A 20,120-nucleotide genomic window follows, 5' to 3' on the forward strand; every position below is an offset into this window, starting at 1 on the left:
TCTGCCAAATGGCCCGTCAATCCTTGATCCCGGCAATTTCTTTAGCCAGTTTCTTTTTATGGTCAATATTGCCCTGGCGCGCAATCATAATCCGTTGCGCCTGGGGGGAGCCGGCGCCGTGCATGGATTCGGTGCGATATCCGACTGCCGCGGTTCCGAGGGTGATATTCTCGATCAGCCGCAAGACCCGGCAACGATGCTCCGTCGGCACCGATGCAACTCCCTTGAGATACTTTGCCACAATTTTTCCGATCTCCGGGTTGCGAAGATCCTTTTCAGAGGCCATCGTAACCATCAATCCTCCGGCAATATCTTCGGCGAGCCTCGCGATCTCATAGGGAAGCCGGGTCACGTTCTGCTTGCAGACATTGGCCAGAAGGAGATCGATCAGGTAGTTGCCGGATGCGGTCTTGTGCCCTTCCGCCGAACAGGCGATCCCGCAGGCGTAAAGTGTTTCATTGAGATGCGTCATTTCGATCAGCTTGTCCCTGACGTGTGAAACTTTGGAAACGCCGTTGTAATCGGCGGCCAGAGCCGCCGCCCCGATGAGCACATCGCCAACGCCGACTTTACAGCCGCCGTAGCTCTGGCGATGATAGCCGGCAAAGCGCTCCACTAAGGCGCCGCTGAATTCATGCTCACCGCACATGAAGACGTTCTCCCAGGGGACGAACAGATCGTCAAAAACCATGAGGGCTTCATGGCCGCCGTACTGCAGATTGCCCACATCGATTTCGCCGCCCTCCAGTTTCCGCGTGTCGCAGGACTGACGGCCGTAAATGTAAAAGATGGCGTTGGCGTCGGCGGGTGCCACGAAGGAAACGGCATAATCGCTGTCTTCTTTCGTCATTGTGATCGTCGGCATGACAAGAATCCAGTGGGAGTTAATGGCCCCCGTCTGGTGGGCCTTCGCCCCCCGGACGACAATGCCGTCTTTCCTCTTCTCCACCACGCGCGTGTAGAGGTCCGGATCGGCCTGCTTGCTCGGCGAGAGGCTCCGGTCCCCCTTGGGGTCGGTCATGGCGCCGTCTACGGTCATGTCTTCCTCTTGCATCATCCGCAGAAATTTATTGAACCGTTCATAATAGGTTGTGCCGAGCTTCTTGTCCATTTCGAAGGCGACGCTGTCCACGGCATTGATGGCGTCCATTCCGACACAGCGCTGAAAGCAGGCCCCTGTCTTCTGGCCCATTAGCCGCTGCATTTTCACTTTCTTGACCAGATCCTCCGTGTTCTGGTGGATATGACAGAACCGGTTGATCTTCTGCCCGGTCAGGTGGGATTTCGCCGTCATGAGATCTTCATGCTGCGGGTCCTGGGCTAGGGCATAGGTCATTTTCACGGAATTCATCGAGGGTCTGATAATGGGATGATCGACCACATTTTTCACAAGTTCCCCCATCAGATAGACCTTGAAATTCATCCTTCGCAGACTTTCTTCATATTGTTCAGGGGTTTTCAGTGCCACGGCTTTATACCTCCTCATGTGTTTGTTTCATCAGTTTTTTCAAATTAAAGCAGACGTGTTACATAAAAAGCACAGGATGTGCCAGATAAAGAAGTTTTAAATTATAACTGACAGCTAGACTCCGACACTTTTTCAGAAATCCGACATATCATCTTATAAGCATACATAATTATTATAATTCACCTGATAAATAGTCGATGGACAGAGAGCGAAAATTTTTCCAAGAATGCTTCTACAAATTTACAAAATTCAACTTCAATCCGCATTAGTGCAGGTTTGCACCTACTAACTGTGCAATTCAGCTCCAAGGTTACACAGACCAATGTGTGAGGGATCGTCAATATGGCCGGTCAAAACACCTCTATGATGCGTTATCCTGTATTCGCAGTGCATCGCTCATGAAGAGAGAGCATAATGAGATAAAAATAATTCTTGACAGACAGGGCGAATGGAGTAGTCTCGATAATAAATCAGTATGGCCTTAACATTAAGGATATTTTGAGGGAGATGATTGCGGGTACAAGTAAGTCCCTGCGAAGGAGACAGGATATCCTTGCAATGGATACTTCTTCAAACCAGGGCTGATCGAGGCTGGGAGAAAATGACTAGCAACAAACCTTACTTGCCGTAAAATACCCTTCTCAGAAAACACCATCGCTAAATCTGAACTCTCATATTTTTCATGAAGAGATGATATTCAGTGAATAATTTAGTGACTTTTTTGACCGATAATGACAGACAATATGATTTGGCTCAAGAAACCGGAGTTTATCTTACAGATGGCTCCGCATACACCCTGGGGGTTAATAAAGCCTATGAGTTATTGTCCGAGATAGAGGAAAGAGAGGTCATCGGGCGGCATATGCAGAAGCTCGAAGAAGAAGGCTTTTATGACCGTTCCGTTACACTGCTCGTTCTGAAACACAAAGCTCCTATAACGATCGAACAAAAAATCCTGCGCACAGGTAAGCGTGTGGTCGTCACAGGAAATCCAATATTTAACCAGGTTGGCGACATAATTTTCGTGGCCACGACCGTATATCCGCGAGAGCTCTGCCCCCAAGTTATCGAGGGGGTGGAGAGTATGTTTCCCTTCTCACCAATCACCAATATAGTTGCTGCCAGCAAAACAATGCAAAAGGTCTTATTGCGGGCGGTCCAGGTTGCTACGATAGATTCGACTGTTTTGATTTTAGGGGAATCTGGAGTAGGTAAGGAAATAATCGCCAAGGTGATACACCAGTTTAGCCGCCGCAGAAATAAGCCTTTGATCAAAGTGAGTGTGAGTGCTATGCCGGAAAGTCTTTTAGAGTCTGAGTTATTTGGCTATCGGGCAGGTGCATTCACGGGGGCATTAAAATCTGGGAAATACGGTTTTGTTCATGCTGCAGCAGGCGGAACGCTTTTTCTTGATGAAATCGGCGATGTATCACCTCAAACTCAGGTCAAATTGCTCCGTCTAATCGAGGAAAAAGAAATATATTCCGTTGGGAGTGTTTCCGTTGAACATATAGATATAAGGTTTTTAGCTGCTACCAATCGCGATTTGCAGTCTCTGATCAAAGCCGGACAATTCCGCGAAGACCTCTTTTATCGCTTGAATGTCGTACCTATTTATATCCCACCTCTACGAGAGCGGGTCGAAGATATCTATCCCTTGGCGGAACATTTTTTAACATTGATATCACGTAGCTATAAAGTGGAAAAGCAATTGACTCCGTCAGCCGTCCAAGCACTGACGGACTATACCTGGCCTGGCAATGTACGAGAGCTCTATAATATTATTGAGCGTCTGGTCGTATTGTATCCTCAAAAAAAAATCACAAGAGAACATATATTGGAAGAATTATCCCTCAAATTCCAGCCCATGAATACGAGCACGCTAGCCACACATGCTCACGATTTCCGAACGATAATGAACAACTTCGAGAAAGAACTAATCCACCAGACACTCAGGCAGCATAATGGCAATCTGCAAAATGCGGCGGCTGCGCTGGGAATGCATCGAACAACGTTGATGAGAAAAATCCATCGGTACAATTCAATACTTTGATCAATAATCTTTCCTTAATGAGAGAATCTCTAATTTTTCCAAATGAGCGCCTTTCGTTTATTTTGGGTTGAAATGTTGTTGGATGTACTTGATAAGAAGAACAACATAACAGGAAGAAGTAGATGCTTACACTATCGGACGGTGTTAATCGTTTTGATTCATTCGTCTGACCATGGTTTCAAGGCATCTCGATTTCATTTGGCGTTTCGCTATGGCTTGTTTAATGGGAGGCAGATTAAAAATGACACCAAGTATCGCCGCCATGGCCCTGTGACTGAAAAGGGCCTGATTATCGAATATAAGATTCTGTAGTTTTCCCCTTTCTATGGCCATTTCAACAACCTGATGGATGGAATCAAGCGGTGTTATGACTCGCTGGGAACGTAATTTTAATTCAATGTGATTTTCCTGACAGACTCGTACACACAGACCACAGCCCAGGCAGATTTCATTGCGCAACTGGGACTTTTTCTTTTTCGGCTTCTTGGGATCGTTAGCCGAAACAAGGCTCATGGCTTCCACGGGGCAGACGTTTACGCACTGACCGCAACCCGTACAACCTCCTTCATGAATCTCTGGCAGAAAATTTGTCGTATGAACAGGATGCAGAAGGCAGAAACGCCTGGCCGCGATCATGGCCTCACAGCAGCAGCCGCAACAATTGCAAATGAAATTGACCCCTTCGCGGACATTCGAACCGAACTGAACCAGCTTTTGATCATAGGCGATAGTGAGTAAATCCAGACATTCCTCCATACTAACCGTCCGGGCATGACCATGTTTGATCAAAGAGCTTGCAGCCGCGTTAAAGGTCATGCAGATCTCCTTCGGTGCGTTGCAATCCCGGTCGAGATGCTGCATTTTATGACGGCAATAACAGATGCTGATACCCCTGCAGGAAGCCGTTTTAATGACCTCTGTGGCCCGTTCATAATCCAGAACGCATAAGCTGATGCCGGTAGAAAGGGCCGGTTCGTGAACGAATACACGCCCCAACCGTGTTTCTCCCTCCGTAAAGAGAGCTTTTATAAAGTCATCCTCCACATTGAGATACTGATAGAAAAGTTCGCTTAATGTGCGCTGATCGATATCTTTCCGGATGCGCATGAGAGAAAACTCAAAAAAACCGGCCATAGGTGGTGGAAGGACATAGATTTGTTCTCCATCGCCTTCCATATCAAGAAGAATTGCCCGATCCGCCAGATCATCTAAAATCTTCTGAGCCTCCGATGTCTTCATCTTCCAAATACGGGCAGCCTTCTCCACTGTGAATGGTTTTATTGGAAGAAGAGATACAAGGGCGGCATCTTTTTCGCTGAAGAGAACCTTCAGGATTTTATAGAGCGTATCCGATGGGGGCGCCCCCTGGGGAAAACGATTAATACGATCTATCAGAGCGGTATAGCCCGACTTTACCAAGTGATGGGTCATGGCATCCTCGATTTTGTCAGTGTCCTGATTTACAAAACTCAATACAATGGCGTTGACTTAAGGATATTATCTCTTTCAAGCCCCCCTTTGTAAAGGGGGATCTGGAGTTTGGACATTTACGTGTCCCCCTTTGTAAAGGGGGATTCAGGGGGATTTTAATTGCATTCCGTAAAATCTCCCCCAACCCCTCTTTAGAAAAGAGGGGGGTCAAAGTGCTTAAGTTAATGACATTGAAGCTCAATAAATGAAAATATGAAAATTGACGGTTTCGTAAAAAGTTAAAAACTATGTCACTCCCGGGGAAGCGGGAGTCCAGACGTCGTCCTCGCGCAAGCGGGGAACCATAAAATCATTTTTGGATTCCCTCTTTCGAGGGAATGACAGACTTTTTACGATTTCGTCAAAATTATTTTCCGCTAAAATATGTATCACATTTGTATTGAGAGTTCTGCGGTTTTTTGGTCAGTTCCATCCGCAATAATGAATATTTTAGCGGGCAATGCGACTATGGACTTTAGGAAGTATGAGTAATGTTTACCCTTCTTTGCTGCGATAGAATTTCTTGACAGGGCAGGTGCAATCTCTTAAGTTTGCCAACCATGTGTGCCAAGACAACCTCCGAAACTACCACCGGGAAACCCATTCTTGCTCTCGCAATCATGAGCATCATCTGGGGCTACAACTGGGTAGTCATGAAAGAGGCTCTCCGTTTCTGCGATCCATTTGTATTTGCCGCTATGCGGGTATTCCCGGCCGCCATCTGTCTTTTCGGAATACTTCTTTTGACGAAAAAGGATTGGCGACCGCGACAGGTGAAATGGACCGTCCTTTTGGGATTACTTTCCACGACACTGGGTCTTGGTCTTCCTTTATGGGCTCTCGTGAGCGGGGGTGCGGGGAAAACGGCCGTACTCCTTTATACGATGCCGTTCTGGGTTATCCTTCTGGCCTGGCCTATACTGGGCGAGAGGATCAGGGGCCTTGAATGGCTGGCCGTAATTCTCGCGTTTGCAGGACTCGTTTTAATCGTTGCTGTCGATGCCGGCGGGGCAAACCTCTGGTCGAGTATCCTTGCGGTGATTTCCGGAATATCATGGGCGGGAAGTGCCGTTATCACCCGGATAATGAGGCGGGATCCCGACTTCGACGTGGTATCGGTCACTACCTGGCAGATGATTTACGGTGTGGGGCCTCTCATAATTATTTCGATCTTGGTGCCGTCATCTCCTATCCAGTGGACCCTCGTATTCAGTGCCGCCCTGCTCTATAATGTCCTTCTCGTCAGCGTCGTTGCATTCCTGCTATGGTTTTATATACTGGAGAGGATTCCGGCGGGCATGGCAACGATGGGAACGCTCGTTACTCCGGTACTTGCCATCGTTTTAGCCGCCATTCAACTCGGCGAAATCCCGTCTTCACGTGAGGCCCTTGGCATTATCTTAATCCTGTCAGGAATAGGTCTCCTCGGCGCCATAGCTTTCCTGAGAACTCGCCGGCTCGAAAAGTAAACGACCACCGACCTTGCCGCTGGCATTTGAGAATATTGCGAGACATAATTTAATATACTGTTTACCTACAAGTCCTTAAATAGATATTTTCTATAAACAGTTACTGTCATATTTCTTTACATTTAGAAAATACCATCTATTTTATAGATAAATATTTTTTTAACATCAATCCCTTACACCTACAACTAAATAGATTCAGTTAAATAAAATGTTAAGAATTACCGATTGAAACAAAATATAACAAGGGTCAGCCAGAGCCGGATTTATCGGCGATTAGCTGTATCCACTGGTATGATTGTATGTTTATCAAAATATTGTCAATCTCTCTTGGCGATAATAAAAGATCATCCCTTTTGTAAATAAAGTCACGCAGATGGTATAGTCTGAGAAAATAATTCCTGTATTCGTTATCAACGTTTTGGATCGAGATTTCAGCTTTGAATTGAGGGAGTAACATTCTCGAACTCTTTACAGCCCTTGAGTCATACAAGAAGAATAGGTTAGGAAAGTGAAAATGTAGATACTTTGAAGCCAGTGACCTTTTTTCTATCTCCGATATTTGTTTGAAAATGTCTGTTAAGTGTTTATGTGTTTCCAATATTACCGAGATATTTTGCGGTGTGATCTCATTGAATTTACTGATTCTCTCAAGATTTTGATCCAAAGAGGGTTTCTGCATTTCTGAAACCACTTTTGATTCGTAAAAATTATCATTCCCCTCATCTTTATTTTTCCTTCGTTCAATGGCGGCAGCATATGCCCGACCTATTAGCCATACCTTTGCGACTATTACTGCTGGTGATTTGTGTTCTGGGTAGTCCTTGCAGAGCCGATAAAGCACATCGTTCCCAAGGTTCCAGATTGGTCGGGATTTTAGTTCGATTAGTTGTGCTTTATTTATATTTTCTATCATAACATTATAATATAGACCTAATTCGCCTTTTTTATGTGTTTACTTACTAACCTTGAAAAATGCTCAACGCCTGAGGCATCAAATGGTGTTTTGTAGAGCTCAGTTACTAACCACAACCCACTTTCTACAATTTTTGTTTTGGGAGAATAATTGCCGAGCCAATTATCGGATGCATTACATTCATCACACAAAGAGACAGTTGATATAAGTTTTGATTCTATTTCAAGCCTGTCTGCCTTATCCTCCCCTTCAAATACAACAAATGAGAAATTATCCCGAATGTACTGACTGACTTCATTTTCTACTTGTTTTTGGTAATCAAAATCAACCAAAGAAGAATGCTGGTCTTTGGCTTTTCTGGTTGTAAGATCAAACTCCCAATGCTGAAGAAAAGGATCGTTTCTTTTGTTCAATAAAGCCCTGCCAATATTTTTTCTAAAAATGCTCCTGTTTTTATTTTCAGCGAGAAAATGTTGTTTTAGCCTTGAACGAAGTTGGTTGTTCCCCGTATGTGTGCCTATTCGTACAATTCTATCTTGCCCATGGCCTACCTCAGATTGTTGAAATAGAATGTATATTCCGTTTTTTGGGATTACTGAGTCTTTGAATGGGAAGCTATGCCTTTCCAGTTGTTTGGTTAAGTTATGAACAGCTCTACATTCATTACTCATGACGTCAGCTCTTTGAGCTTTTGTAGTTGTTTCCCAATGCGCAGACCCTTCAACGGAACCTTATAATTCTTGATATGGGGCAATAAATACTTTCTATATTTGTCGCCAGCAAGAAAAATGAGCTCCGAGTCATCAATAGAACATACTCCCTTGATTTGCTCAAGGACACGCGCTGCCCATACACGAATTTCACTCGAACGCATATTGTTCAGTGTTTGTTCATAAGGTTCTATTTCTATTCCTAAAGCCAACAATCCATGCTTTGCAGAAAGAACAAATATTTCATCTGGCGCCAATTTCTCTGCATATTTCAGGTTGAGCTTAAAAAGCGTGCTTATATACAGTTCTCTCGCCATCGCACGATGAGGTAGTTTTTGGCTTACACATGAAATCAGAACTATCCGTTTTCTCATGATTTAGTTTTTGGGTCTAACGATCTGCCTGAAGCAAGCGACTTTGCGTCGAGTTCAGCCGGAGGTTGCCCGGTTTCTTTCCTTCTCTGCCAAATGGGTTTACGCCCATATGCTCCCAAAGCATCTGCAATTACATCCCACACTTTATGATAAGGTTTATGTTTTTGATCATCTATTTGATCTATCGTATCCTTGAAATTTGAGTAGTCTAACGTCTCGCCAAGAAACCGAAGGATCGCCAATACATCCGCTTGTCCAACGACAATCCGAAAGGTATAGTCGGTACGTTCACTTTCCTTTATCTGTGCATGTGGCAATGGAACGCACCTTACCAAATTCTCGACATCCTTTCGTTCGCGTGCCCGCACGTGGTACTCTCTATCATGCTTCTGGACAATTGAGTAAAAACCGTATTTTGTCATCAGCCACATTCTGCATTCCTTTCGTCCATATTTTACCCTGGGAGGATATCTCACGCTAATGGAGAAATGTTTGTATGTCACCGGATCTTTGAAATACTAAAATCGGGATCAATTCAGCGCTTTTTTGATTTGTACTCGACAAACATGGCGCTTTCTATTTTAGTTTTCTCGTCAATAACCATCAATTCTTCGCCGTAGTATTCCTCTATTTCTATTAAATCATCTATAAAGGTATCGCCTATTAGAACCCATCCTCGAGTTAATGATATAGCTTTTCTATCCAAATCAAAAAGAACATCGTCCTTTTCAACTTCTTGCCTAAAAGATTCATCTGCAAGACATTTCAGCCAGCGTTCATATAATCTTTCTGGATTATAAATAGATCTTTCAAGGGGCATAACCACACCTATCATTATTTGTTCTTTAAGTTCAAATAACCATAGAAAGCGGATCGGAAATATATTTTCATCTCTAATTATTCTGTATGTGTTCGATTCCGCATAGGCAAGCTCTCTATAAATACAGGTCGGAAAGGGTTTATTAGTCTTTTCAAAATTGTCAAGTTCCTCTTTTACCTTGGAATATTCACCGTTAACATAAAGCGCTTCAATGTGTTGAAAAAAAAGACTCATAAAAACCCCTTAGTTATATCTCGAGTGAGCTGGTTTCTCCCGATATAACCGGTTTGGGTTTATTTTCTCCGTTTGCCACTTGGTTTCCCGGTGGTGCCGCAATATTTCAACCATGAATCAGTTGGCCGCAGCCCCTCATAGAATCGGAGATTCAAATTTCCATCATCCATATCATAATTCTTGAGGGGATGAAATCATTGATAACGATATGAAATCCAGCATTTTTACCGAGGCTGACGGTTTATTGCTTTCAGGAAGGAGTGAATATCGGGTGCGACGTGAGGCGTATTCATGCATGACACGCCTTGTGTGCCGGCAGATTCACCATCCTCTTCGATAGTATGGCAACTCCATGGCCGGTTTCGGATGGTGATGATATGGGCGTTATGGATTAGCCGCAGGCCTCCCTCTTTTTCCCTACCAGCCCTTTGTCCACATCTCGTCATCCTCATAAACCTTTTCTTCGTCCTGTCCCGCCTCTTCGGCGTCTCCTTCGATCATGCGTCCGGGGTTCGGGTCTTTGAGGACTTCCCGGTAGTATTCGTGCTGGATCAGGAGATTCATGATGTCGTTGGTGCCCGTCCATATTTGAATCAGCCGGGTGTCCCGGATCATGCGCTCCAGCGGGTACACATTCGTATAGCCGATACCCCCGACAATCTGCATGGCAAGATTGCAGATATCCCATGCCGCGTCCGTTGCAAATTTTTTTGCCTCGCTTACCAGACGCCGTGCCGAGGGGAGCCCCGCGTCGACGCTCCTTCCGGCTGCAATAGTCAATGCCCGTGCAGCATCCAACCGGGTAATGGCATCGGCAACCTTGAAGCTGACTCCCTGAAAGTTGCGGATTTTCTGGCCAAAGGCCTTTCTCCGGTCGGAGTATCGCACAGCAACCTCCAGGGCGGCGCGGGCCATGCCGAGGGAACCGCCCGCCGAGGTCAATCGCTCCGGAACCATCATGGTATTGAAAATTTCCGCGCCTTTGTTGATTTCACCGATCAGGTTCGATGCGGGCACCTTCACATCCCGGAAAATCAGACGGCCCGTGCCACCGCCCCTTGTGCCCATGAGCTTGTAGAGGTATTTGACCTCAACGCCGGGACGGTCCTTCTCAATCAGCATCAGGCTGATCCGTTCGTGAGGTTTTCCCTGCGGGTTGGTGTTGCAGTATACGATGAAAAAATCCGCCCCGTCCGCCGCCACGACAAACCGCTTCTGACCTTTGACGATAAAATAATCATCCTTGAGTTCCGCACGGGTCGTAGCGCCGAAAAAATCCGATCCCCCCCTCGGTTCGGTCAGGGCTTCCGCGGATATGAGATCGCCCTTCAGAAGAGGTTTAAGAAATTTCTCCTTCTGCGCTTCCGTTCCGAAGCTGTGAAGGGCCTGCCCAACGATGGACGGCATGGAGAAGGCGCAGCCCAAAGCCGTTCCCAAAACCCCGATTTCCTCCAGGGCCGCGATTTCCGCAGCCCAGGAAAGGCCTCGGCCGCCGTACGCCACGGGGAATCTCAGTCCAAGAAGGTTACGGTTCCCCAGGGCCCTGACGAATTCCCTCGGGTAGGTGATCTCGTCGCGATCCATCTTCCTAACGAGATCGGAAGAAACCTCCGCTTTGACAAAGTTCCGCACTTCCTCTTTCAGAGCCGCTTCCTCATTGTCTAAAAACACATCCTGCAGCATGATTCCTGATTCCTTTCCATATGGTGAAATTTTTTTGTTTGATAAGAATTCCCTTTTTTGCGGGTCAAGTATAGGAATAAGTCAATATTCCACGATCTCCTCAGCGATATGCCATTCCGCAAGAGGTTGTGTGTCAAGAAAAATAAGTGGTTACAAAGTTGGTATTACCACTTGTTATCATTCATATTTTGCGGCGGAACCGGTGAGTGAACTTCAGGAAGATATGATTCTGTTAAGTTCCCAATCGTGGAGGTGAGCTTGTCTAAAGAAGCAGCGTTCGGATGTATCTGATCAGCGGTCAGCTTCTTTTACTGTCGCAACTTCTCTGCCTTTTGCGGAGAATTTTTCTCGACAATCTGAATTTTAGAGATGGCATGTGGTGCTGCGTTTATAGCTGGGGTTGAGGAGAAGAACTTTGATATTCTATTCCAGTCGTCCCTCATTTTCTTCGCCAGGCCGTTCGCCAGCGTGCTTGTTTGAACAAAATCGGCCTTGCGAAAGACTTCTCCTGTATCGGCTAATACACCCCGTTCAACTGACGTTTCGGCATGGGACTGATACTTGGCAAGTTCACGTTCCTTCTGAAATAAGATCAAGTTAATATCATGTGTCCCGGTTATCGACGGGCCAACAACGGGACTAAGTGTATATAAAGATAATCCTACAATAAAACCCTTTAAAAAATTAGCCCCTTCCTTCCACTCCCCTTTCACTGTTATACGTAAAACAGCGTCAACGGAATCACCTTTTCGGTACGGGAAAACCATTTCATTGAAGACGTGCCAATCTTTCAATCGCTGAATAACCGGCGGTCCATAATTCTTCGAGACAGGGTCACCGGACAACTCAACACCAACACGTATTGGGATGCTGTCGGTTGACTGATACTGGGGAGCAACAGGAATTTGTTGCCACGCACACCCGCTGATTGTCGATAGAACAAATAGGAACACAATTAATATAATTCTTCGAATCATAATATACCCCTTTCAATATTCGTCAACTGAAGAAACAGGAAGAAACTGATACACCATTTATTTTTTTAATCTCTTCGGGTTGAATTCCCCGCCGCTTGCGGCGAATGTATTAGCAAATATCAAACTTGATACCCCGCTGCTTGCGGTGGGGTAGTTCATTCTTTGAAAGGGAGCAAGTGAATATGGTAACGATAGAAATCAATGGCGGGCGATGCGGGACTTGAACCCACGGCCTCTGGTTCCGGAGACCAGCGCTCTATCCAACTGAGCTAATCGCCCGTAATAACTGCTGTAAATGTTTTAAATGCTTTCCAAATGGAGCTGACTCCTGTCAGTGTCAGGAGGTGCTACATACACTGTATTGCGTAAATACTCAATACCTTTTAGCGTGATACTGATTCTCCTATTTTGGTAGCGACAGCACAGTCGTTATTTGTTTAGCTGTTTGGCTTCTGTTCATGCAATAGATATGGAGTCCTTGCGCCTCATTTTTAACAAGGTCTTCCGCCTGTTTGACTGCGTATTCTATGCCGTATTTTTCGATTTCCTCCGGCTTATCCTTAAATTTTTCCAACTTATCTCCCAGTACGGATGGTATCGTGACACCGGAAAGTGAAATGATGCGCTTAATCTGATTGTGATTTGTTATCGGAAATATTCCCGGAATGACAGGTAGCAAGATTTTCATAGAAATAATAGTATCCCGATATCTATAAAAATAGTCATTATTGTAAAACAGTTGTGTAATGATAAAATGAGCGCCCGCATCTACCTTGCGCTTCAGATTGATCATATCGACCTGTAGACTTGGCGCCTCGATATGACCTTCGGGATAACCGGCAACGCCTATCGAGAAATCATTATGCATGCTGACAAATTCGACCAGTTCATTGGCATACCCAAAGCCGCCCGCTGTCCTCAGAAATTTCTCCGCTCCTTCCGGTGGATCGCCCCTTAAGGCAAGAACATTTTCAACATTTATTTCTTTGAATGCGTTGAGTATACCCGCAATGTCTTTTTTCGTGGATTGTACGCATGTTAAATGAGCCAGAACCTCCATATTAAATTCGTTCTTGACCCTGGAAGAGATTTCTATGGTTTTCTCTCTCGTACTTCCTCCGGCTCCATAGGTTACGGAAATGAAATCAGGTTTTAATTCGCCCAGTTCTTTGATCGTAGTATATAAATTTTCAAGATTTCCTTCCCTCTTGGGCGGGAAAACCTCAAAAGAAAGAGAGAATTTCTTCCGATTAAACATATCTTTGATTTTCATAGTATAAATCCTGGAATTATTGTTTTGGAAAATGTCATTTAGAGTCGATATTGTCAACATTTTTTCTCTATGAGACTTATGAAAACACACAAATGGTCGTTTTGGTGGACCGAGGCCCTGAGAAACGCGCAGGGGGAGAGAGAACTATTAGTAAATAGTGAGCCATAACGAAGATTTTTCCCGTTGGTCGAAATGACAGCCAGAGAGTTGAAATGACATAAAACGCAGATTTTAATTGTTTCATATCTGTATTGTAATCATGCAATAAATCTGATAGATTGGCCAAAATTTTGAAAGATTTGAGAATATGACGCGAATACAGAAAGTTACACTTTTATTTACCTTTTTGATTTTGTTTCTTTGTCCAGTCCATATCTTTGCCGAGAACAAAATCCTCAATATACGGCACTGGGCCGCACCGGATCACACAAGAGTCGTTATCGATGCGAGTGATGATATCCCGTATACAATTGAAAAAGCCGATAAAAAAGTATCAATCGATTTTAAAAACACCGACGTACCCGAAGACTTGCCGCACGAACTTATATTAAAGAAGCCAGGGATTGACAAAATAATGGTAATTCCTCTTCCCCAGGGGACGGTCAGAGTTGAATTGTCAATTGATAAAAATGTTGAAACGAAGGTGTTTAACATAAAAAAAATACAGGATAAACCTGAACGCATTGTGATTGATATAGAATTCCCTGACGTGAAGAAACTCGAGAGCAAAGAAAGAGAAGAGGTTAAGGTTTTACGGAAGAACAAGATAATCGTCATTGATCCTGGTCATGGAGGGGAAGATCCAGGGGCAGTAGGGAAACTGAGGACACAGGAAAAGAAAGTCGTTCTGGAAATTAGCAGAAAGTTAAAGGATATTTTAAATAAAAAGGAAGGCTACCGTGCCTTCCTAACGAGAAATGGGGATTATTATGTGCCGTTTAAAAAACGAATGAAAATTGCGCGAGAATATGGTGCTGATCTGTTTCTGAGCATCCATGCGGACGCCTTTAAACGGAGAAAAGCCAGAGGCAGTTCTGTGTACTGCCTGTCACTCAGAGGGGCAAGCAGTGAGGCTGGTAAGCTTTTGGCAAGGAATGAAAATCTGGCTGATATTATCGGAGGTTCTTCCAACGGCGAGAATAGTGATGAGTCGGATCCGATCATCCTGAATATGTTCCAGACAAATACCATAAACTCATCAAAAATCTTTGGCAGCAGTGTCCTAAGAAAACTTGGTAGAGTGAATCATATAAAATATAGACAGGTGCAGGAAGCGCCTTTTATCGTACTGAAACTCCCTGAGGTTCCATCGTTGCTCGTGGAGACGGCCTATATTTCAAATCCAACAGAAGAAAAGCTCTTGCGGAGCGATCAATTTCAAAAGGAAGTCGCGAAGGCTATAGCTTCAGCTATTACGGAATTTCTCACTGAACAGCCTATGAAACAACCGTCAATACCCCCGAAGATTGTGTTAACAAAAATTGAAGATAAACAAACACCCCCCGAAACACAGGATGAATCAGACAAATCAAAGATTCCGAGCACCGCACATACAGTAGTTAAACCAGTACCGAAAAAGGCTGTTGTGGAGGAAAAAAAGGAAGAGGATGTTAAGACACAAGCTCCTCGTGAGGAACCTTCATCTTCTTCGCCGGCACCTGCGGTTACTCTCTATAAGGTCAAGAAAGGCGATACCCTCGATAAAATAGCAAGAAGGCACAATACAACGATCAACGCCCTGCTGAAGCTGAACAACATGAAGATGAAGGACCCTCTCTATTTTGGCCGTATGGTGAAAGTATCGGTACCGAAAAAGGCTGTTGTGGAGGAAAAAAGGGAAAAGGAAGTTAAGAAACAAGCTCCACGCGTGGAATTTTCATCTTCTTCGCCGGCGCCTGCGGTTACTCTCTATAATGTCAAGAAAGGCGATACCCTCGATAAAATAGCAAGAAGGCACAATACAACGATCAACGCCCTGCTGAAGCTGAACAACATGAAGATGAAGGACCCTCTCTATTTTGGCCGTATGGTGAAAGTATCGGTACCGGAAAAGGCTGTTACAGAGAAGAAAAGGGAAAAGGATGTTAAAACACAAGCTGCTCGCTTGGAATCTCTATCTTCCTCACCTGAACGTGCGGTTACTCTCTATAATGTCAAAAAAGGCGATACCCTCGATAAAATAGCACAAAGGCACAATACAACGATCAGCGCTCTGCTGAAACTGAACAACATGAAAAAGAAAGACCCTCTCTATTTTGGCCGAAAGTTAAAATTGCATACGCACGCTGGCGAAGGGGAAGTGAAAAAAACTGTCGTCGTTGAGTCGAAAACGTACACATACAGGGTCAAAGAGGGCGATACACTCGATAAGATCGCCAGAAGATGTAAGACGAGCATCAGTGAGTTGCGAAGGTTAAATCAAATGAAACGCGCTGATGTACTCTTAGTCAACCAGAAACTGAAACTTCCTTCAAATCCATCGTTATAACCTGGAGGGGGGGGACTGATTTGGAGAGGATATATAATTCGAAATATTCTTGGCTTATGTCAATATTGCTTTTACTATTTGTAAGCGCGGCAAATGGTCACACCGCGGGTATAATGACTGAATGGGAACCATTTAAAATAAAATCAGAATTTGGATTGCATGTCGTTGGCGGTGGAGCGGATACAATATTATTTTCACGTGAAGAAATTAACAAAATGGGAAGCGCCATGAACATTGAACGTGATACTACGGTCAGAAAAGATGATAGCTCGTGGAATGTTATCAAGTTTCGTAACGTTAGAATATCTTTTACTAATACTATTGTTGAGCAAATACAGAGGGATGTAAAAAAAACATCGGGGGATGGAAGTGACAAATTGAATTCGATCAAATCTTTGCCTGCCACACTTCTCGCCCCAACGAACAGGGAATCAATTGAATCGATCGGCAAGATATTTGAACCACAGGTTAATCTGGGCATTGAATTCTGACCGGGAGTAGTTCACGTCGATTGAGAAAGTCAATTTCATAGAATGTGATTATTTCATGAAAGTATTTGATAGTCTCCATGCCTTCCTATGGCATGATCATACACAGAATAACTGCAATACCTATCTCATTGATGGCGAGATGAAAATCCTCATAGATCCAGGCCATCAACATCTATTTGGTCATGTGCAGCAAAATTTGACTGCGATGAATATCCCTATGGATCGGGTTGATGTGGCTATCGTAACACACGCTCATCCCGATCACATGGAAGCAGTGCAAAAGCTCGATAAATCGACGATGTTTGCCATGAACGCCGAAGAGCATCGTTTTATCAACGAACTTGCCGGCCGGCAGATCGAAATCCCGGAGCCGTATTTTTTCCTTAATGAGGGGGATTTGGAAATTGGTGATCAGCGTTTTCAGGTTATCGTAACTCCGGGACACTCTCCCGGATCCATCTGTCTCTACTGGCCCGAGAAGAAGGCCCTGTTTACCGGTGATTTAGTATTTAATCAGGGGATAGGCCGTACCGATTTGCCGGGAGGAGACAGTGGCAGTCTGAAAGAGAGTATCAAGAGAATTGCAGCAATGGATATTGAATACCTTCTAACCGGACATGGGGATATTGTGGTGGGAACAAAAGCGGTTCAGAATAATTTCCGAACTATCGGAAACTACGGGTTCAATTAACCGTAAGAAGCATTTAACTGTTCCCTGAAATCTGATTCTGATTTCTGTATATATATTTTCCAGGTTCCGTCATGATCTGGATTGGGAACTAATGAAGATCCGCATATTTTTCTTTTTCTGAGTTTTTCTTTAAGACTTCTCACTCTTTTGATCCGCTGAGTGTCCATCTCGCTTTTAAACGAGAGTATCATAGCCTCAAAGGTTTTTGCATTGATTTCGAGGAGTTCCTCAAAGAGTTGAAATATTTTTCTGTTGTCCCCAGAAAGCTTGATGTGCTCCAGCAGTTCTGCTTTGAGAATCTGCCGGAGCTCTGGATAGTTTCTTACTTCGGTAACGAAGCTCGACTTTAGTGTGTCAGTGTCGATTATCCCGTCCTGATGCTTTTGCACCCACCCCTTGGCTTTACCTTCCCATTCTTTCCGTTGGAAGGTTTTCCTTTCTTGCTCCGTCATGGTCAGGTTTTTCGTCCTTTCCATGATAATATCCAGCGTGCTCTTTATCTCTGCCATTGCTCAATTTACTTCTTCGCAGCTAAATATCCTTTGGCAAGGGAGGTATTGACGTGGACGACCCCTTTGTTCAGGTTTTTCATCGGGTAATCATCCGTAATTTCGGGAAGCTGATTAGCCTGCTCTTGAGTCCTGATGACAGAACCGGCAGGCACGTAGCGGCCGTCGGGTACAGATACGCCCATGAGGATAACTCCCGGCTCGAGAACACATCCTTTCCCAACAACTGACCTGAATACCAGAGCTTGCATACCGACAAAGGTATCATCCATGACTACAGCCGGTCCGTGAATCTGCACCTGATGAGCAAGAGAGACGCGGTTTCCCACATAAACAGCGTATTTTTTGCCGGAGACTTCACGCAGGTTTTTCTCAACAGGCTTTCCATCAATTTCTGTCTCAAGGGCGTGGATGACAACACCGTCCTGAACGTTCGAATTATCACCGATATACAGCGGCTGCCCCTCATCGCCCCGGATTGATGCCATAGGGGAAACCATGATATTTTTACCCAGGATGACGTTTCCGATGACAGCAGCTAAGGGGTGAATATAGGTGGTAGGATCGATGAGCGGCTCCGATACCTTTGCACTAAAATCAGCCGATACATTTTTTTCTATCACGCCATTACCTCACATTTTGAAAGAATCGAGCACACAGTAACGGTAGTCTCTCTTTTCATTAAAGTTTCAAAAAATCGATCAACCGCCTGCGGTTTGCGGAAAAGCCGTATTGGTGTAAAGATACTCCATCTTTTCCTTATGTTTTAACTCTTCGCTCGCCATTTTGGTCAAAAGCTCTTTTACATCACCCGCGGGATAGCTGTCTGCCAGGCTTTTGTAAAAATTATATGAGTTGAGTTCCCTGTTGGCGGCAATGAGGTAGACTTCCGAACTTTTTATGTTCTTTTTAATATCGGGTTTCTCGATGTGTTCAATGATTTTGTAATCGACGGGTGCTTCCATCTTCAATACTTCGGAACAGAAGCGGCCTTCCTGGCAGGTTGTCAGAAATTCCTTGTGTTTGGCTTCTTCCTGGGCGATATACTTCAGGGTGCTCTTCGCCTCCTTGTCTTCCACCAGATCGTAGAGGTTCATATAAAAGTCATATGCCTCTTGTTCCTTGTCAATGGCCATATTCAGCACAGAGCTAAGCGTATTTTGCATTTTCTTCATTCCTCCCGTACAATTTTTTAATAAATTTCCCCTATTTATAAAAGAGGGTAGGGGATTATCGTTTATCACCCCTTGGCAAAATCCCCCTTTGTGAAAAGGGGACTCGTGAGGATAACTTCTGCTTGAAACATGTGAGAACATATCCCTCGCATTTGCAGGAGATAGGGCGGATTTTCCCTTCCTGTTTTTGGAAGAGAGAAAATCCGCCCTGCATTGAGAGATTAATTGTTTATGCCTTTGCTACTTTGGGTTGAGGTCTCTTGTAGCTGAGCGCAATAAGGAAACCGGCAATCAGAAGCGCTGCGGCAACATACACAGCAATTCCCTTAATCTGAGCGAATACCAGCGGCCCGACAATACCCGCAGCACCCCACGCGGTCAGCATGATCCCATAGACCTTGCCGATGTAGCCGGGTCCGAAGGAGTCTGCGGCAAATGCCGGCATGGTAGCAAAGCCGCCGCCGTAACAGGCCAGAAGATAGCACGCGACGACGGTGAAGATCAACTGATTGTCTATCTGGGGCAGCAGGACATAAAGAACGGCCTGGGTGATAAACATGATGATAAACACGTTCTTTCTCCCAATGGCATCGGATGTCCATGCCCATAAGAGACGTCCCAGACCATTAAAGATGGATGCGTAGGCAAGGATCGATCCTCCTGCCAGGGCGAGCGCCGCTCCCGTGAGCAAAGGATCGCTTTTCTTGATGACATCCTGGGCCATGGGGGAGAGCTGTGAGATCAGTCCGAGTCCGGCGGAAACGTTCAGGAAGAGCATTGTCCAGAGCATCCACCACTGAGGAGTCTTCACGGCTTCATCGAAGGTAAATGATTGCGCTGCCGAGACGCCTGTCGCTTTAGGAGTAAAACCTGCCGGGAGCCAGCCTTTGGGCGGATTCTTGAACAAGCCCCTCTTGTCGGGGAACCACCGGATCAGGGTGGCAATGGGGGTAATGTAGCCGAAACCGTTGCCAAGACCGGCGATAAAACCGAAACCAAGATACAGAAGCCAGATGCTTCCGATCTGATCGGCAAAGCCGGCAAGAAGCGTCCCGATACCGAACAGAATACCACCGATGGTGGCTACAAACTTGGGACCTTTTTTGTCCACCAGGGTTCCGCCGAAGGCGGCGGCGATACCGATCATGCCGATGCAGATCATGAACGTCACCTGGGTTTCCGTTTCTCCCCATCCATGGGCGGTCATGAAGGGTTTCTTAAAGACTGACCAAGCATACACCGTGCCCAGACAGAGCTGCATGACGATTGCAGCAATAGCAATCAACCATCTCTTACTTTCTAAATTTTCGCTACTCATAAAT

General features: G+C 45.0%; 19 protein-coding genes and 1 tRNA gene. 5 read left to right on the top strand and 15 right to left on the bottom strand.

What is annotated here, in order from left to right:
* Positions 1–16: 16 nt before the first annotated feature.
* The gene (locus NTW12_12485; protein ID MCX5847151.1) at positions 17–1,468 is read right to left on the bottom strand and encodes a 4-hydroxyphenylacetate 3-hydroxylase family protein; all 1,452 of its coding nucleotides are present in this window, start codon (positions 1,466–1,468) and stop codon (positions 17–19) included.
* A 700-nt stretch (positions 1,469–2,168) separates the two neighbouring features.
* Between NTW12_12485 and NTW12_12490 the strand changes: the two genes are divergently transcribed.
* Positions 2,169–3,521 carry a sigma 54-interacting transcriptional regulator gene (locus NTW12_12490; GenBank protein ID MCX5847152.1) on the top strand — a complete coding sequence of 451 codons (1,353 nt, stop codon included), beginning with the start codon at positions 2,169–2,171 and terminating at the stop codon, positions 3,519–3,521.
* A 144-nt stretch (positions 3,522–3,665) separates the two neighbouring features.
* Here the strand turns inward: NTW12_12490 and NTW12_12495 are convergent, their stop codons facing one another.
* On the bottom strand, positions 3,666–4,952 hold the full coding sequence (locus NTW12_12495) for a 4Fe-4S dicluster domain-containing protein (GenBank protein ID MCX5847153.1): 1,287 nt from the start codon (positions 4,950–4,952) through the stop codon (positions 3,666–3,668).
* Positions 4,953–5,551: 599 nt separating this feature from the next.
* On the opposite strand from NTW12_12495, the gene NTW12_12500 reads away from it, so the two are divergent.
* Positions 5,552–6,460, top strand: a complete 909-nt coding sequence (locus NTW12_12500; GenBank protein MCX5847154.1) for a DMT family transporter — start codon at positions 5,552–5,554, stop codon at positions 6,458–6,460.
* A 247-nt stretch (positions 6,461–6,707) separates the two neighbouring features.
* Here NTW12_12500 and NTW12_12505 read toward each other — a convergent pair whose 3' ends face one another.
* The 9 genes from NTW12_12505 to metF all read right to left on the bottom strand — a co-directional run bounded on the left by NTW12_12505 (position 6,708) and on the right by metF (position 13,444).
* Positions 6,708–7,373, bottom strand: a complete 666-nt coding sequence (locus NTW12_12505) for a hypothetical protein (GenBank protein MCX5847155.1) — start codon at positions 7,371–7,373, stop codon at positions 6,708–6,710.
* Between the two features lie 17 nt (positions 7,374–7,390).
* Positions 7,391–8,044, bottom strand: coding sequence for a hypothetical protein (locus NTW12_12510; GenBank protein MCX5847156.1), 654 nt, complete (start codon positions 8,042–8,044; stop codon positions 7,391–7,393).
* Complete coding sequence (locus NTW12_12515; GenBank protein ID MCX5847157.1) at positions 8,041–8,457, bottom strand: hypothetical protein; 417 nt, start codon at positions 8,455–8,457, stop codon at positions 8,041–8,043. Before NTW12_12515 ends, NTW12_12510 begins: the two co-directional genes overlap by 4 nt.
* Positions 8,454–8,888 (bottom strand): hypothetical protein, encoded by a 435-nt coding sequence (locus NTW12_12520; protein MCX5847158.1) that lies wholly within the window; start codon positions 8,886–8,888, stop codon positions 8,454–8,456. The genes NTW12_12515 and NTW12_12520 overlap by 4 nt, the downstream gene beginning before the upstream one ends.
* Before the next feature lie 104 nt (positions 8,889–8,992).
* Positions 8,993–9,511 (bottom strand): hypothetical protein, encoded by a 519-nt coding sequence (locus NTW12_12525; protein ID MCX5847159.1) that lies wholly within the window; start codon positions 9,509–9,511, stop codon positions 8,993–8,995.
* 417 nt (positions 9,512–9,928) lie between these two features.
* Positions 9,929–11,194, bottom strand: coding sequence for an acyl-CoA/acyl-ACP dehydrogenase (locus NTW12_12530; GenBank protein MCX5847160.1), 1,266 nt, complete (start codon positions 11,192–11,194; stop codon positions 9,929–9,931).
* A gap of 308 nt (positions 11,195–11,502) precedes the next feature.
* Complete coding sequence (locus tag NTW12_12535; GenBank protein ID MCX5847161.1) at positions 11,503–12,171, bottom strand: hypothetical protein; 669 nt, start codon at positions 12,169–12,171, stop codon at positions 11,503–11,505.
* A 202-nt stretch (positions 12,172–12,373) separates the two neighbouring features.
* Positions 12,374–12,450, bottom strand: a tRNA-Arg gene (locus NTW12_12540).
* 124 nt (positions 12,451–12,574) lie between these two features.
* Entirely contained in the window at positions 12,575–13,444 is an 870-nt protein-coding gene (gene metF / locus NTW12_12545) for a methylenetetrahydrofolate reductase [NAD(P)H] (protein MCX5847162.1), read from the bottom strand.
* A 307-nt stretch (positions 13,445–13,751) separates the two neighbouring features.
* Between metF and NTW12_12550 the strand changes: the two genes are divergently transcribed.
* From NTW12_12550 to NTW12_12560, 3 genes are read left to right on the top strand one after another with little or no spacing between them, the layout of a single operon-like run.
* Complete coding sequence (locus NTW12_12550) at positions 13,752–15,932, top strand: N-acetylmuramoyl-L-alanine amidase (GenBank protein MCX5847163.1); 2,181 nt, start codon at positions 13,752–13,754, stop codon at positions 15,930–15,932.
* A gap of 20 nt (positions 15,933–15,952) precedes the next feature.
* A complete protein-coding gene (locus tag NTW12_12555; GenBank protein MCX5847164.1) occupies positions 15,953–16,423 on the top strand; it encodes a hypothetical protein in 471 nt (156 codons plus the stop codon).
* A 55-nt stretch (positions 16,424–16,478) separates the two neighbouring features.
* Complete coding sequence (locus tag NTW12_12560; GenBank protein MCX5847165.1) at positions 16,479–17,114, top strand: MBL fold metallo-hydrolase; 636 nt, start codon at positions 16,479–16,481, stop codon at positions 17,112–17,114.
* Here the strand turns inward: NTW12_12560 and NTW12_12565 are convergent.
* The 4 genes from NTW12_12565 to NTW12_12580 form a co-directional block, all read right to left on the bottom strand.
* The gene (locus NTW12_12565; protein MCX5847166.1) at positions 17,111–17,623 is read right to left on the bottom strand and encodes a hypothetical protein; all 513 of its coding nucleotides are present in this window, start codon (positions 17,621–17,623) and stop codon (positions 17,111–17,113) included. The genes NTW12_12560 and NTW12_12565 overlap by 4 nt on opposite strands.
* An 8-nt stretch (positions 17,624–17,631) precedes the next feature.
* Complete coding sequence (locus NTW12_12570) at positions 17,632–18,246, bottom strand: carbonic anhydrase (GenBank protein MCX5847167.1); 615 nt, start codon at positions 18,244–18,246, stop codon at positions 17,632–17,634.
* Between the two features lie 78 nt (positions 18,247–18,324).
* Positions 18,325–18,798: a ferritin family protein gene (locus NTW12_12575; GenBank protein MCX5847168.1), complete on the bottom strand. Its 474-nt coding sequence runs from the start codon at positions 18,796–18,798 to the stop codon at positions 18,325–18,327.
* A 229-nt stretch (positions 18,799–19,027) separates the two neighbouring features.
* On the bottom strand, positions 19,028–20,116 hold the full coding sequence (locus NTW12_12580; protein ID MCX5847169.1) for an OFA family MFS transporter: 1,089 nt from the start codon (positions 20,114–20,116) through the stop codon (positions 19,028–19,030).
* Positions 20,117–20,120 lie beyond the last annotated feature (4 nt).

The sequence above is a fragment of the Deltaproteobacteria bacterium genome, assembly GCA_026388545.1.
In the GTDB taxonomy this organism is placed as follows: Bacteria; Desulfobacterota; Syntrophia; order Syntrophales; family UBA2185; genus JAPLJS01.